Annotated in this window: 13 protein-coding genes and 2 riboswitches; of the genes, 6 read left to right on the plus strand and 7 right to left on the minus strand. The window is 68.6% G+C overall.

Annotated features, from left to right (window positions below):
• Positions 1-35: 35 nt before the first annotated feature.
• The gene (locus EQ874_RS22930) at positions 36-179 is read right to left on the minus strand and encodes a hypothetical protein (RefSeq protein WP_165369269.1); all 144 of its coding nucleotides are present in this window, start codon (positions 177-179) and stop codon (positions 36-38) included.
• Between the two features lie 128 nt (positions 180-307).
• Positions 308-1,210 (minus strand): SDR family oxidoreductase, encoded by a 903-nt coding sequence (locus EQ874_RS17290; RefSeq protein WP_129977540.1) that lies wholly within the window; start codon positions 1,208-1,210, stop codon positions 308-310.
• 178 nt (positions 1,211-1,388) lie between these two features.
• On the opposite strand from EQ874_RS17290, the gene EQ874_RS17295 reads away from it, so the two are divergent.
• Positions 1,389-1,907: a hypothetical protein gene (locus EQ874_RS17295; RefSeq protein ID WP_129977541.1), complete on the plus strand. Its 519-nt coding sequence runs from the start codon at positions 1,389-1,391 to the stop codon at positions 1,905-1,907.
• A gap of 1 nt (position 1,908) precedes the next feature.
• On the opposite strand, the gene EQ874_RS17300 is transcribed toward EQ874_RS17295, so the two are convergent.
• On the minus strand, positions 1,909-2,709 hold the full coding sequence (locus EQ874_RS17300; RefSeq protein WP_129977542.1) for an SDR family NAD(P)-dependent oxidoreductase: 801 nt from the start codon (positions 2,707-2,709) through the stop codon (positions 1,909-1,911).
• Positions 2,710-2,720: 11 nt separating this feature from the next.
• Here EQ874_RS17300 and EQ874_RS17305 point away from each other — a divergent pair, with 11 nt between their 5' ends.
• The gene (locus EQ874_RS17305; protein ID WP_129977543.1) at positions 2,721-2,993 is read left to right on the plus strand and encodes a hypothetical protein; all 273 of its coding nucleotides are present in this window, start codon (positions 2,721-2,723) and stop codon (positions 2,991-2,993) included.
• A 40-nt stretch (positions 2,994-3,033) separates the two neighbouring features.
• Positions 3,034-3,807: a class I SAM-dependent methyltransferase gene (locus EQ874_RS17310; protein ID WP_129977544.1), complete on the plus strand. Its 774-nt coding sequence runs from the start codon at positions 3,034-3,036 to the stop codon at positions 3,805-3,807.
• A 12-nt stretch (positions 3,808-3,819) separates the two neighbouring features.
• On the opposite strand, the gene cobF is transcribed toward EQ874_RS17310, so the two are convergent.
• Entirely contained in the window at positions 3,820-4,569 is a 750-nt protein-coding gene (cobF, locus tag EQ874_RS17315) for a precorrin-6A synthase (deacetylating) (RefSeq protein ID WP_129977545.1), read from the minus strand.
• Complete coding sequence (gene cobN, locus EQ874_RS17320; RefSeq protein WP_129977546.1) at positions 4,566-8,177, minus strand: cobaltochelatase subunit CobN; 3,612 nt, start codon at positions 8,175-8,177, stop codon at positions 4,566-4,568. The genes cobF and cobN overlap by 4 nt, the downstream gene beginning before the upstream one ends.
• A 52-nt stretch (positions 8,178-8,229) precedes the next feature.
• Positions 8,230-8,424: riboswitch (cobalamin riboswitch) on the minus strand.
• Positions 8,425-8,542: 118 nt separating this feature from the next.
• On the opposite strand from cobN, the gene EQ874_RS17325 reads away from it, so the two are divergent.
• The 3 genes from EQ874_RS17325 to EQ874_RS17335 are packed head-to-tail and all read left to right on the plus strand — an operon-like array spanning position 8,543 to position 11,756.
• The gene (locus EQ874_RS17325) at positions 8,543-9,532 is read left to right on the plus strand and encodes a cobalamin biosynthesis protein CobG (protein WP_129977547.1); all 990 of its coding nucleotides are present in this window, start codon (positions 8,543-8,545) and stop codon (positions 9,530-9,532) included.
• On the plus strand, positions 9,529-10,203 hold the full coding sequence (locus EQ874_RS17330) for a precorrin-8X methylmutase (RefSeq protein ID WP_129977548.1): 675 nt from the start codon (positions 9,529-9,531) through the stop codon (positions 10,201-10,203). The genes EQ874_RS17325 and EQ874_RS17330 overlap by 4 nt, the downstream gene beginning before the upstream one ends.
• Positions 10,200-11,756: a precorrin-2 C(20)-methyltransferase gene (locus tag EQ874_RS17335; RefSeq protein ID WP_129977549.1), complete on the plus strand. Its 1,557-nt coding sequence runs from the start codon at positions 10,200-10,202 to the stop codon at positions 11,754-11,756. Before EQ874_RS17330 ends, EQ874_RS17335 begins: the two co-directional genes overlap by 4 nt.
• Positions 11,757-11,860: 104 nt before the next feature.
• On the opposite strand, the gene EQ874_RS17340 is transcribed toward EQ874_RS17335, so the two are convergent.
• Together EQ874_RS17340 and cbiE are read right to left on the minus strand one after the other, a co-directional pair.
• Positions 11,861-12,622 (minus strand): SAM-dependent methyltransferase, encoded by a 762-nt coding sequence (locus tag EQ874_RS17340; RefSeq protein WP_026003397.1) that lies wholly within the window; start codon positions 12,620-12,622, stop codon positions 11,861-11,863.
• The gene (cbiE, locus tag EQ874_RS17345; RefSeq protein WP_129977550.1) at positions 12,619-13,824 is read right to left on the minus strand and encodes a precorrin-6y C5,15-methyltransferase (decarboxylating) subunit CbiE; all 1,206 of its coding nucleotides are present in this window, start codon (positions 13,822-13,824) and stop codon (positions 12,619-12,621) included. Before cbiE ends, EQ874_RS17340 begins: the two co-directional genes overlap by 4 nt.
• Before the next feature lie 40 nt (positions 13,825-13,864).
• A riboswitch (cobalamin riboswitch) is annotated at positions 13,865-14,060 on the plus strand.
• Positions 14,061-14,079 lie beyond the last annotated feature (19 nt).

Here is a 14,079-nt window from a genome sequence, read left to right on the forward strand (position 1 = left end):
CGGCACCCGAGTACGGGTGACACCGCCACTGCGGGTTACCCAAGGGCCCCGGCGAAGTCGTAAGTGATCCCCACTGTGACGTACCGCTGCTCGGACTGAGCCTGCTCGCCTTCCTCGTCGTCGTCGACGTCGTCGACGTCGGTCTCCTGCAGCGCCGGCACTCGCCCGAGTCCTCCCACGAGGCGACCTCCGCGACCGGCCGAGTCTCGCCGTCCAGGCTCGTCGGCTCGGACCCTGCCAGGGGTCCGGGCCGACCGGACGGTCCGGCACTTCCGACTTCGTCTACCCGTGAACTCCTGAGCGCCCCTCAGGTGAACGGAACGCCCCCGGTGACGGCGACGGTCTCGCCGGTGATGTAACTCGACTCCTGGGAGGCGAGGAAGACGTAGGCGGGCGCGAGTTCGGCGGGCTGGCCGGGACGTCCGAGCGGGGTGTCCTTGCCGAACTGCCCGTAGGCGTCCTTCGGCATCGTCGCAGGGATGAGGGGGGTCCAGATCGGTCCGGGTGCAACGGCATTGACACGGATGCCCTTGCTCGCCACGTCCGAGGCGAGGCCCTTGGTGAAGTCGACGATGCCGGCCTTCGTGGTCGCGTAGTCGAGCAGTCCGGGCGACGGGCTCACCGCCTGGATGGACGTGGTGTTGACGATCGTCGAACCCGGCTGCATCGCGGCGACCGCGAACTTCGACAACCAGAACAGAGCGTAGAGGTTCGTCTTCATCACGCGGTCGAACTGCTCGGTGGAGATGTCGCCGATGCCGCCGGGTTCGAGATGCTGATAGGCCGCGTTGTTGACGAGGATGTCGATGCCGCCGAGTTCGGACACCGTCGTGTCCACGAGCCGCCGGCAGAATTCCTCCTTCCGGATGTCCCCGGGCATCCGCACCGCACGTCGGCCGGCGCGCTCGACGAGTTCGGCGGTTCGCCGCCCGTCCGCGTCCTCGTCGTCGAGGTAGGCCAGCACGACGTCGGCGCCCTCCCGGGCGAAGGCGATCGCGACCGCCCGACCGATACCGGAATCGCCTCCGGTGATCAGTGCGCGCCGACCTTCGAGGCGTCCGCTCCCCCGGTACGTCTCCTCACCGTGGTCGGGAGCGGAGACGAGATCGGCGGTCGCCCCGGGGTAGGCGATCTCCGGTTGTTCCTCGAGCGGTGGGACGGGATGCTGCTCTCCCGGGTGCTGCATGCGGTATTGGTCCTTCTCCGGCATTCTCGCCCTCCCTCGATCGAGTTCGTGAACGGCAATACCCGGTCCTCGACGGCATCACACCGGCGCCGGCCCCGACGGGGTGCGTCGGGATCCGATTGCAGGTGAACGGTATGAGCGAGGTCACATCGGCGTCCGGCGCATAATGGCCACTCATGTGTCGGAACGGAGAGGCTGAGGCATGAGCGTGGACCTGTCGGCTTATCGGAACGACTTCGCCCGAATCGAGAACAAGGTCGCCGGTGAGTTCGACGCCGGTCGCCATGGCCGGGTCCTGGCGGGCTGCGTCGTCGTCCTGACGGTGTGCCTGTTGCTGCCGCAGACGTCGTCGGCGTGGTCGTGGACGGTCTTCGGCAGCTGGTTCGGCGACACCGCCCCCGTGGCTGTGCCGCTGCGGATCTTCGCGGTACTGGCCCTGGTGTTCGGTGTGGTGCTCTCCACGCTGGCGTTGTGGTTGCGGCGGTGGAAGCTGGCGTCGCTCGCGATGCTCGGCTCCGGCCTGTCGTCGTTCTTCGGGTTGCTCGCCTACTGGTCGCAGGCAGGGATGATCACGAACGCACCGCATCATCCGACCGTCGCGTTGATCGCCGAATGGCTGGTGATGATCGTGATGACGTGCCAGTGGCTGCCGGTCGTGCTGAGCCGGTCGCCCACGGACGTGCCGCCGCGACCGCATCCGCTGCAGGCCGGTCGGCGGTAGGTCAGCGGTCGACGAGCGACCCCATCTTCTTCGCCAGGAACTCGATGCTGCGGCGCGGCATGAGCCTGGCAAGCAGGTCGAGCATGGTCGCATCCTTGCCGATACACACGCGGAAAGCGCCCTTCTCGATCGCATCGGCGATCCGGCGGGCGGCTTCGGCGGACGACGTGATCTTGACGGACGCATCGGTGCTGCGCCCCGGGATCGCGGCGCCGGAGTTCTCGGCGATCCCCGTGCGGACGGCTCCGGGGAACACGAGCGTCACCGCGACCTTCGTGGTGCGGAGTTCGGCGTAGAGACCTTCGGTGAGAAGTTTGACGGCGGCCTTGCTCGCGCCGTAGACCGACTGGCCCGGCACGGGCACGAAGGCTCCCATGCTCGAGACATTGAGCAGGCTCGCTTCGGGCCGGGTGAGCAATGCGGGCAGGAACGCCTTGCACATGTGCACGACACCCCAGTAGTTGACGTCGAGGACCTTGTTCATCTCGTCGTACGGCAGCTCTGCGAACGGGACGAACTTCTGGATGATGCCGGCGACGTTGGCGACACCGTCGACCCGCCCGTGCGCAGCGGTCACCTCGGTCACCAGCGCTTCGACGGCAGCCCGATCGGAGACGTCGACCGTATGGGTGGTGAGACGGTCGTCGTACGCAACCGCCAATGCACGGGTGCCGTCGAGCGCCTCGGTGCGGAGATCGACCGCCGCGACCCGCGCACCACGCACGAGTAGTTCGAGGACGACGTCGCGTCCGATCCCGTTGCCTCCCCCGGTGACGACGAAAACCTTGTCACGTATCTGCATGCTGCCTCCTCGTGTCGTTGTATCCAGTCGATCAGGCCCGTCGCACCGTCGCCACCCCGAGTGTGCGGGCCGATATCTGGGGGTACCCCTTCGGACACGAGTCGGCCCAGCGTACGGAGGTGGAAGTGACGACGTCGAAGAAGAAGGACGACGAGGTGCTCGAGGACCCGCCGGGTCCGGTCGATCACGGCCGCGACGGCGGCATGGCGACCCGGGAGAACGCTCCGGATGTGGTGGAACGCTCGGACGAGAAGTACGACCGCCCGGCACCCGATACGACGTGAACGGCCACGAGGACGCCGTTCGGACCGATAGGTTGGGTACATGCAGTTCGCGGCACCTGCAGATCGGTACGACCGATTCATGGGCAGGTACGCCCCGACGCTCGCGCCGGCACTGGCGGATGCCGCCGGGGTGACGGCGGGCCAGCGGGTCTGCGATGTGGGCTGCGGGCCGGGTGGACTCGCCCGGGAACTCGTCGCGCGGGTCGGTGCCGCGAACGTCGCAGCGATCGACCCTGCACCTCAGTTCGCGGCCGCGTGCCGCGACATCGCACCGCAGATCGACGTACGTGTCGGTGTGGCCGAACACCTGCCCTGGGCGGAAGGAGAGTTCGACTCCACGCTGGCCTGTCTGGTGCTCGGGTTCATGAGCGATCCCGAGGAAGGTGTGCGGGAGATGGTGCGGGTGACACGCCCCGGGGGCACCGTGGCCGCATGTATGTGGGACACCACGGCGGGCGGAATGACGATGCTCCGCATCTTCTGGACCGCGGTGGGAACGGTCGATCCCCACACTCCCGGTGAGACGACGATGGCGGGAACTGCCGAGGGCGACATCGCCGAGCGATTTCGCCGGGCCGGCCTGACCGAGATGGTCGACGGCGCACTCTCTGCACGCGCCGAGTACGCCGACTTCGACGACTTCTGGGAGCCGTTCACGTTCGGCATCGGACCGGCAGGCCGATACCTGGCGACGCTTCCCGACCCGCAACGCCTCGCGGTCCGTGACGCGTGCCGGGCGGCCCTTCCTTCCGGCTCCTTCTCGCTCGACGCCCGGGCGTGGTACGCGCGCGGAACCGTCCCGGTCACCCGCTGATCGTCGGCTTCTTCACCATTCCTTCCGTAACAGATATGTGTCCATCACCCATCCGCGTGCCCGTTTCGCGCGGATGCGGGCCTCACGGATGGCGGGGAGCGTCTCGGCGAGCGGACCGTCGACGAGTTCTTCGTCGCTCGTCCCGAGATTCGCACCCCACCAGATGTTCCACCGGCCCTCGAGGTCTGCACAGGCGAGGCCGCCGTCGAGCATGACCACGATGTTCGCGGCACCCCCTGCGACATCCCGCATCAGCCTGCGTCCGGTGGTGACGGTGATCGGCCCGCCGATGGTGTTGAGCACCAGACGATGCCGGGCCGCCAGCAGTTGCACACTGCTTACTCCGGGAACGACGTCGTAGTCGAACCGCACGTTCCCTCGCCCGAGGATGCGGTCGACGACACGAATCGTACTGTCGTACAGGCTCGGGTCTCCCCATACGAGGAATCCGACGGTTTCGTCGTCCCGAACCTGTTCGAGCAGAACGGATTCGTAGGCTTCGGCGCGGGCGGCGTGCCAGTCGCGTACCTCGTCGCCGTACCGGTCCGGATTCCGGTCGCGAGGGGGGTCGGCCACCACGATCACCCGGTACGCACCGGAGGTGTGGCGGCGCAGGATGTCCTCGCGCACCTCGACGAGATCGTCCACACCCCGGTTCTTGTCGGCCACCAGGAAGACGTCGACGCTTTCGAGGGCGCGCACCGCCGCCACCGTGAGATCGTCCGGTCCCCCGGGTCCGATACCGATGAGCCGAACTCTCAAGCGCGGTCCTCGAGATCGCCTTCGACGTCGAGATAGGCCTGCTGCAGGCTGCTCACCGTCTCGGGGTCCGGTTCGGCCCACAGCCCTCGATCGGCTGCCTCGGTGAGGCGTTCGATGATGCCGCGCAACGCCCACGGATTCGCTTCGCGGAGGAACTCCTGGTTCTCCGGGTCGAGTGCATAGTTCTGTGCGAGCGATTCGTACATCCAGCCCTCGACCACGCCGGCGGTGGCGTCGTAACCGAACAGGTAGTCGACGGTGGCGGCGAGTTCGAACGCGCCCTTGTAGCCGTGCCGGCGCATCGCACCGATCCACCTCGGGTTGACGACCCGCGCCCGGAAGACCCGCGCGGTCTCCTCCGCCAGTGAGCGTGTCCGCACCGCGTCGGGTGTGGTGGAGTCGCCGATGTACGCCTTCGGGTCGGTGCCCGTCAGTGCCCGCACCGTCGCAACCATGCCGCCGTGGTACTGGAAGTAATCGTCCGAGTCGGCGATGTCGTGTTCACGGGTATCGGTGTTCTTGGCCGCCACCGCGATCCGGCGGTAGTTCGTGCGCATGTCGTCGGCGGCCGCAACTCCGTGCACACCGCGCCCGTAGGCGAATCCGCCCCACGCCGTGTAGACCTCGGCGAGATCGGCGTCGGTGCGCCAGTTGCCGGAGTCGATGAGCTGCAGGATGCCCGCACCGTACGAGCCGGGCTTCGACCCGAAGATGCGGCGCACCGCACGATCGGCATCGCCGTGCTCGGCTTCGTCGCGCCGGGCATGCGCTCGCACATAGTTCTGTTCGTCGGGTTCGTCGAGGGCGGCGACCATGCGGATCGCGTCGTCGAGCATGCCGATGACGTGCGGGAACGCATCGCGGAAGAAACCGGAGATACGGACGGTCACGTCGATGCGCGGCCGGTCGAGTTCCTCGAGCGGAATCACGGTCAGTTCACGGACCCGGCGCGACTCGGCGTCCCATTCGGGACGCACTCCGATCAGTGCGAGTACCTCGGCGATGTCGTCGCCGGCGGTGCGCATCGCGGATGTCCCCCACACCGACAGGCCCACCGACTGCGGGTACTCCCCCGTATCGGCGAGATACCGCTCGATCAGGTTGTTCGCGAGTGCGACGCCGGTGTCGTACGCGAGCCGGCTCGGCACGGCCTTCGGGTCGACGGTGTAGAAGTTGCGGCCCGTCGGCAGCACGTTGACCAGGCCACGGAGCGGCGAGCCGGACGGTCCGGCAGGGACGTACCCGCCGTCGAGGGCGTGCAGGACGGCGTCGAGTTCGGCGGTCGTGCCCGCGAGGCGAGGCACCACCTCCTCGGCGGCGAAGGCGAGTACGCGAGCGACCTCGGTATCGGGATGGCCGAGGACGGATTCGACGATGCGCGAAGCGGACTCGGTACGCCAGTCGTCGTCCTCCATGGCCTGCACGAGCGACCGCGCAACGCCTTCGATTCCGTCGACCTCGGCCAGTGGGGCATCGGGCTTCAGTCCGAGTGCCGTGCGCAGACCGGGCACGGCGTTGCTCTTGCCGCCCCACACCTGCGCGGCACGCAGGATCGACAGCACCAGATTCACCCGTGCCTCCCCGACCGGCGCGGCGCCCAGGACGTGCAGGCCGTCGCGGATCTGGGCGTCCTTGACCTCGCACAACCAGCCGTCGACGTGCAGCAGGAAGTCGTCGAACTCGGCGTCGTGCGGGCGGTCGTCGAGGCCGAGATCGTGATCGAGTTTCGCGGCCTGGATCAGCGTCCAGATCTGAGCCCGGATCGCGGGCAGCTTGGCCGGGTCCATCGCCGCGATATTGGAGTACTCGTCGAGCAGTTGTTCCAAACGCGCGATGTCACCGTACGATTCGGCGCGCGCCATCGGCGGGATCAGGTGATCGACGATGATCGCGTGGGCACGGCGTTTCGCCTGTGCGCCTTCACCGGGATCGTTGACGAGGAACGGATAGATCAGCGGCAGATTGCCGATGGCCGCGTCGGTCGCGCACGCCGCGGACAGGCCCGCGTTCTTCCCGGGCAACCATTCCATCGAACCGTGTTTGCCCAGGTGAACCACGGCATCGGCACCGAAGCCGTGCTCGACCCACTTGTACGCGGCGAGGTAATGATGAGACGGCGCCATGTCGGGATCGTGGTAGATCGCCACCGGGTTCTCGCCGAAACCGCGCGGAGGCTGGATCATCAGCACCACGTTGCCGGCCTGCAGGGTCGCCAGCACGATTGCCGTGTCGTCACCGCTGCCGTCGACGAACAGCGACCCGGGGGCCGGCCCCCACGTCTCGGCCATGGCGTCGGTGAGCTCGGCCGGAAGATCGCCGGTCCACGTGAGATAGTCGGATGTGGTCACACGCACCGGGTTTCCGGCCAGCTGGTCGGCGGTGAGCCATTCCTCGTCCTGCCCACCGGCATCGATCAGGGCGTGGATGAGGGTGTTGCCGGCCTCGGTGTCGTCCTCGAGGTCCATACCGGGAAATCCGTCGCCGAGGTCGTATCCGGCATCGCGTAGAGCGCGCAGCATGTGGATCGCCGACACCGGGGTGTCGAGACCGACGGCGTTGCCGACCCGGGAATGTTTGGTCGGGTAGGCGGACAGCATGATCGCTATCCGGCGCTGCGGCGGCGGTACGTGTCGCAGTCGTGCGTGCGCCACCGCGATACCGGCGACGCGACGGCACCGTTCCGGGTCGGTGACGTAGCGGGGCAATCCGTCGGCGTCGAGTTCCTTGAACGAGAACGGCACCGTGATGATGCGGCCGTCGAACTCGGGGACCGCGATCTGCGTTGCCGAATCCAGCGGCGACACACCGTCGTCCGACTCCGCCCAATCCTCGCGACTCCAGGTCAGGCACAGGGCCTGCAGGATCGGGATGTCGAGCGCGGCGAGAGCCCCGACGTCCCATGCCTCGTCCTCACCGCCGGCACTCACCGTGGCGGGTTTGGTTCCACCGGCTGCCAGCACCGTCACGACGAGCGCGTCGAGGGTACCGAGTTCGGCGAGGAGATCGGTGGGCGCGCCGCGCAGCGACGCGCAGTGGATCACGACGCCGCGGGCCGTGCCGGTGGCGTCGACAGCGTCGGCGAGATCGTGCGCGAACTGGACGTTTCCGCTGGTGTGGTGCGCGCGGTAGAACAACACGCCCACGCGGGGCAACTCTTCGCCGGCCGGCCTCGCAGGCCGGTCGAGTACGCCCCATTCGGGCAGTTCGGCAGGCGGTTCGAAGCCTTCACCGCCGAGCAGCACGGTGTCGGTCAGGAAGGCGTGCAACTGGTCGAGATTGGTGGGCCCGCCGTGTGCGAGATAGCGATGTGCCTCGGCCGCAACGCCGATCGGAACCGTCGAATACTCCATGAGTTCGGCGTCGGGTGTTTGTTCACCGCCCAGGACGACGACCGGGACCCCGGTTGCCAGCACGGTGTCGAGTCCGTCCCGCCAGCTGCGTGCGGAACCCAGGATCCGCACGACGACCAGGCCGGAACCGTCGAGCAGCGCGGGAAGTTCGGTGGGCACGTCGAGGCGCGACGGGTTGCCGAGCACCCAGTCGGCACCGCTCGACCGTGCCGACAGCAGGTCGGTGTCGGACGTCGACAACAAAGTCAGGCGCGTCACGACGCAACCCGAAAACACAGGCGTACAGCCATGTTCAGTCTCCAAAACCCTCGTGGACCTCACGTGCCGTGGCCGGTCTCCTGGCTGACGGGTCGTCGCTGCTGCGCCGACCTTCCCGGACCGAGATCCAGTGGCCTCCGTACCGGCGGACCGGTACGGACGAGGGCGAGCAACTATCCGCTCACAGTGGCGAGGGCCGCGCCGGTTTCTCACCGGCTTCCCGAGCACCACGGCAAACCGAGAGTAGCGCACGTTGCCGGGAAGGTGTGCAAGCATGTGCGTCCGTGGATGCTCTCCCACCCCCTCTTCCTCCCGATCGGTGTCCCGGAATCCTCCGCCCGCACGTCGCTGCGGACGGGGCGCTGGTGCGCCTGCGTGTGCCCGGCGGACAGCTCCCCGACGGTGCGCTTCGGGCATTGTCCGCGGTCTCGGTTGCCTGTGCGGACGGCGACGTGCACCTGACGTCGCGCGGAAACCTGCAGATCAGAGGGATCGAACTCGACGCGTGCGGAGCCGTGCCGTCGGCCCTGTCCGAGGCCGTGACCGCGACGGGTCTGTTGCCCTCGCCGAGTCACGAACGGGTGCGCAACATCGTCGCGTCTCCCCTCACGGGGCTCTGCGGAGGACTCGCCGATGTACGTCCGCTCGTCCGTGAACTCGACGCCGAGTTGTGTGCCGATCCGGCGCTCGCCGACCTGCCGGGACGGTTCCTGTTCGGCATCGACGACGGTCGCGGGGATATCGCCGCGATGCGCTGCGATCTGACCGCGATCCTCCGCGACCCCGCCGTGTCGACGATCGTGATCGGCGACCTCCGAGGACCGACGGTGCCGCTCGCGCAGGTGCCGGCGACACTGATCCGGCTCGCCCGGCACTTCGCCGGGATCCGGGATTCGGTGTGGCATGTGCGCCAACTCCCGGGTGCCGGAGCCGAACTCGGGGGCCGGGATCCAGCGCCCCGTCCGCCGGCCTGCACGATGCCGTACGGCACACTCGGCGGCACGGTATCGGTGCTGGTCCCGCTCGGAATTCTCACCCCGGGCATGGTGGCCGCCCTGCCGGATCGGGGTGTCGTCGTCACCCCCTGGCGAGGACTGGTTCTTCCGGTGGAATCGAATCCTGTTGCGCTACGGGAGGTCGGCTTCGAGACCGCTGCCGAATCCTCGTGGCAGCGGGTGACCGCATGCACGGGAGCGCCCGGGTGTAGCCTCGCCGAGGGTGACACCCGAGCGTCGGCTCGCCGGCTCGTCGCCGGAAACACAATCGATTCCCGAATTCATGTCGTCGGCTGCGAACGCGCCTGCGGCGCGCCGCACTCGCCTCATCGCCTTGCCTTCGCCAGGAGCACACCGTGACTCTTCCACCGCCGCACCCTGCCCACGCGTCCGCGCCGCCTCGCCGGTACGACTACATCACCGACGGTGCCGAGATCTACGTCCGGTCGTTCGCGACGATCCGCGCCGAATCGGATCTGACCGCGATCCCCGCGACGGCGGAGAAGGTCGCGGTCCGGATGATCCACGCGAGCGGACAGACCGATCTGGCACGGGATCTCGTGATCCATCCCGATCTTGTTCCGGCCGCACGCGCCGCGCTGAACGCGGGCGCTCCGATCCTCACCGACGCGAACATGGTGGCGTCGGGAGTCACCCGCACACGACTGCCCGCCGGCAACGACGTGGTGTGTCTGCTCGCCGATCCGCGTGTCCCCGAACTCGCCGAGCGCTGGGGCACGACCCGCTCCGCTGCGGCGGTGTCCCTGTGGGCCGACCGCCTCGAGGGCGCAGTCGTCGCGGTCGGTAATGCCCCGACGGCCTTGTTCCATCTCCTCGAGATGCTCGACGCCGGCGCCCCCCGGCCGGCCGCGATCGTCGGGGTGCCCGTCGGGTTCATCGGCGCCGCCGAATCCAAGGAAGCACTGCTCGACCATCGGCTGCAGATACCCCATCTGGTGGTGCGGGGCCGCCGCGGCGGGTCGGCGATGGCGTCGTCCGCGATCAATGCACTCGCGCAGGAGAAGGAATGAACGACACGGTGTCCGGCAGGTTCTACGGAGTGGGCCTCGGCCCCGGCGATCCCGAACTCATCACGCGTAAGGCCGCGCGGTTGATCGCCGAGGCGGACGTCCTCGCCTACTATTCCGGCACGCACGGCCGGTCCATCGCCCGGTCGATCGCCGCCGACCTCATCCCGGACGGGATGATCGAGGAACTGCTGGTGTACCCGGTGACGACGGGCACCACCGATCACCCGGGCGGGTACGACGGTGCGATCGCCGATTTCTACGACGAGTCCGCCGCCCGGTTGGCCGCCCATCTCGACGCGGGACGCACCGTGGTGGTGCTGTGCGAGGGCGACCCGTTGTTCTACGGCTCGTACATGTACCTGCACGACCGCCTCGCGCCGCGATACCCGACGGAGGTGGTACCGGGTGTGACGTCGGTGTCCGCTGCTGCGGCTGCCGCAGCCGAGCCGATGGTCCGCCGCACCGACGTGCTCACCATCCTGCCGGGCACACTTCCCACCCCGGAGCTGGCACGTCGGCTCGCCGACACGGACGGCGCGGCGATCATGAAGCTGGGCAGGACGTTCCCCGCCGTCCGGGAGGCGCTCGCCCAGTCCGGTCGACTCGACGACGCGGTCTACGTCGAACGCGCATCGATGGATCGGCAACGCATCCTGCGGGTCGCCGACGTCGACGCGGACGCGGTGCCCTACTTCTCGGTGATCCTCACCGCCGGCGACCGTGCGCCGAAGAACCGTGAGATCGGCGACCGGTCCCGGCCGGTCGCCGTGGAGTCGCCGGAAGCGGATGTGACGAACGAGTTGCTCGTCGTCGGGCTGGGACCGGCCGACGAGAAGTGGCTGACACCCGAAGCGGCGGACGCGCTCGCGCAGGTCGATCACGTCGTCGGTTACGGACCGTACGTCGACCGCGTTCCGGTTCGCACCGGGCTGCACCGTCATTCGAGTGGCAACACCGTGGAGGTGGACCGCGCGCGATTCGCGCTCGATCTCGCCCTGTCCGGCGAGAAGGTCGCCGTGGTCTCCGGTGGTGACGCCGGGGTCTTCGGCATGGCGTCGGCGGTCTTCGAGGCCGCGCAGGACGAGAAGTACGCGTCCGTACCGATTCGCGTCCTGCCGGGTGTCTCCGCGGTGCAGGCCGTGGCAGCGCGCGCCGGCGCCCCGATCGGTGGTGACTTCGCGGTGATGAGCCTGTCGGATCGCCTCAAGCCGTGGAACGTGATCGAGAAACGACTGGCGGCGGTCGCCGAGGCCGATCTCGTCCTGGGCATCTACAACCCGGCGTCGCGCTCGCGCACCACGCAGGTCGCCGATGCGAAAGCGGTACTGCTGAAACATCGCCCGGCGGATACCGTCGTCGTGGTCGGGCGCGATGTGGGACGGCCCGGCGAGTCGCTCGAGGTCACGACGCTCGAGAAACTGGATCCGGCGAGCGTCGACATGAAGTGCCTGCTCATCGTCGGCGCGGCGGGTACGTCGGTGACGTCGACCGGTGCCGTGTGGACGAAACGGTCGGTCGACGTTCGGATTCCGGAATCGTCGACCACCGCGTGACGTGCGGTGTCCACCCCGGATCGTCGACAGGTTCGCTCGCCGAAGCGGGGTTCGCCCCTGCTGCAACCGTGGCGAACCCCGCTTCGGTGCGCGAGGATGAAACGCTATCCGAGGCCGTGACGTTCGCGGGCGGGGTCGTAGAGGTGCGAGCAAGCGACGTCGGGTTGCTCCCGTACCCCGAGTGCCCGTCCGACGACGATCACCGCGGTGTGCTTCAGCCCCGCTGCCTCGACACTGTCGGCGATGTCCGCGAGGGTGCCGCGCAGCACGATCTGGTTCGGGCGTGATGCGAACGCGACCACCGCGACGGGGCAGTCGGCACCGTACTCCACCGTGAGTTCCTCGGCGAGGACGCGGATGCGCGTGATCGCCAGGTGCAGGACGAGACTCGCCCGGAGCCCGGCGACCCGCGCGAGCGCTTCGGTGTCGGGCATGGCGGTGGAGCGGGCCTGGGTGCGGGTCAGCACGACCGTCTGTACGAGTTCGGGGACGGTCAGTTCGGTACCGAGCGCCGCGGCCGCCGCGGCGTAGGCCGGAACACCGGGTGTGACGTTCCAGGGCACACCTGCGGCGTCGAGTCGTCGCGTCTGTTCGGTGAGCGCGGAGTACAGCGACGGGTCGCCGGAGCACAGCCGCACCGCGTCGAGCCCACGCCGGTGTGCGTCGACGAGGTGGGCGGTGATCTCGTCGAGGTCCAGATGTTGCGTGTCGATCAGTTCGGCGTCGTCACGGCAGTGCGAGAGGGTCTCGGCATCGAGATAGGTACCGGCGTACAGAACGACCGGGACCTCACGGAGCAGGTTCACCGCTCGCAGCGTGAGCAGGTCGGCCGCTCCCGGTCCGGAGCCTACGAAATGGACGGTCATCGTTCACCTTTCACTGCACTCCATTGCACCACGGGTCGTTGCGCGCGCCAGCCGGTGAATGTTCCGATCGGATCGGCGTGTTCGACGGACAGGCGCACGAGTTCACCGCCGTGCACCTTCCACCACCGCACCAGGACGGCCTCGGTCTCCAGGGTCACCGCGTGCGCGACGAGCCGTCCGCCGGGTGTCAGTGCGTCCCAGCACGCGTCGAGCACGCCGTCGCGGCTTCCTCCCCCGCCGACGAAGATCGCGCCGGGCGCTTCGAGACCGGCGAGCGCAGCGGGGGCGGGCCCGCGGACGACGCGGACGGCGGACGGCACACCCAACGCGGCAGCATTGCGTTCGATCGCGTCGGCGCGACCTGCATTGCTCTCCACCGAGATCGTGCGGCAACGGGGATCGGTGCGTGCCCATTCGATTCCGACGGAACCGGCACCGGCACCGACGTCCCACAACAGCTCCCCCGGACGCGGCGCGAGAGCACACACCGCGGCCAGACGCACGGTCCGCTTGCTGAGCTGGCCGTCGTGTTCGAACAGCTCGTCGGCGAGACCGGGCGCTGCCGACAGTCCTGCGGAACCGTCGGCCTCGATGCACAGCAGACTCAACGACGGAACCGATGCGTTCACGAGATCGTCTGCTGTCGAATCGATCCGGGATTCTGCATCCGCTCCGAGATTCGACAGCACCGAGACACGGGAGTTGCCGAACCCGCTGTCGGACAGCAGCGCCGCGACGTCCGGCACCCGCGCTCCGTCGACGAGAACCACGAGCCGCCGTCCGCGTGTGAGAAACCGTCGCAGTGAGTCGATCTCGCGTCCCACCACGGTGACCGTCTCACATTCCTCCGCAGACCAGCCCATGCGGGCGCGGGCGAGCGCCACCGAGGACACGGCGGGGACCACCCGCACGGCGTCGCGGCCCAGTCGACGGATCAGGGTGGTGCCGATCCCGGAGACCAGCGGATCGCCCGACGCGAGGGCGACGACATCCCTGCCTGCGTGCCGCTCGAGGAGATCGTCGAGGCCCGGCAGCAGCGGCGACGGCCACTGCTCACGCATCGCACGCCCGGCGGGGACCAGGTCGAGGTGCCGCCGGCCGCCGAGCAGAACGTCGGCGGCGAGTATTCGTTCCCGGACGGCCGAGGGCACGCCCGGCCACCCCTCCGCCCCGATACCGACGACGGTGATGCGTGAACCCATGGCGGTGAACCCTAACCCACGGGCTGCGGCTACACTCGGCCGCGGCAAGACAATCGAAGGTGCCCCTCACGGGGATAATCGGGAAGCCGGTGAGAATCCGGCGCAGGCCCGCTGCGGTGACCCGGGAGTCGTCGATCATGCGCGTACGCGCAGCCACTGGACCACACGTCCGGGAAGGCGATCGCACGGCGTCCGACCGGGAAGTCCGAATACCGGCCTTCGAACAGCTTGCCGTGGAGAACATCCCAGCGGGAG

The organism is Rhodococcus sp. Q1 (genome assembly GCF_004153645.1).
In the GTDB taxonomy this organism is placed as follows: domain Bacteria; phylum Actinomycetota; class Actinomycetes; order Mycobacteriales; family Mycobacteriaceae; genus Rhodococcus; species Rhodococcus gordoniae.

Excerpts from the sequence above, each read along its gene's own strand:
- EQ874_RS17290 (WP_129977540.1), bottom strand. The coding sequence starts at position 1,210 with ATGCCGGAGAAGGACCAATACCGCATGCAGCACCCGGGAGAGCAGCAT.
- EQ874_RS17295 (WP_129977541.1), top strand. The coding sequence starts at position 1,389 with ATGAGCGTGGACCTGTCGGCTTATCGGAACGACTTCGCCCGAATCGAG.
- EQ874_RS17300 (WP_129977542.1), bottom strand. The coding sequence starts at position 2,709 with ATGCAGATACGTGACAAGGTTTTCGTCGTCACCGGGGGAGGCAACGGG.
- EQ874_RS17310 (WP_129977544.1), top strand. The coding sequence starts at position 3,034 with ATGCAGTTCGCGGCACCTGCAGATCGGTACGACCGATTCATGGGCAGG.
- EQ874_RS17335 (WP_129977549.1), top strand. The coding sequence starts at position 10,200 with ATGAACGACACGGTGTCCGGCAGGTTCTACGGAGTGGGCCTCGGCCCC.
- EQ874_RS17340 (WP_026003397.1), bottom strand. The coding sequence starts at position 12,622 with ATGACCGTCCATTTCGTAGGCTCCGGACCGGGAGCGGCCGACCTGCTC.
- cbiE (WP_129977550.1), bottom strand. The coding sequence starts at position 13,824 with ATGGGTTCACGCATCACCGTCGTCGGTATCGGGGCGGAGGGGTGGCCG.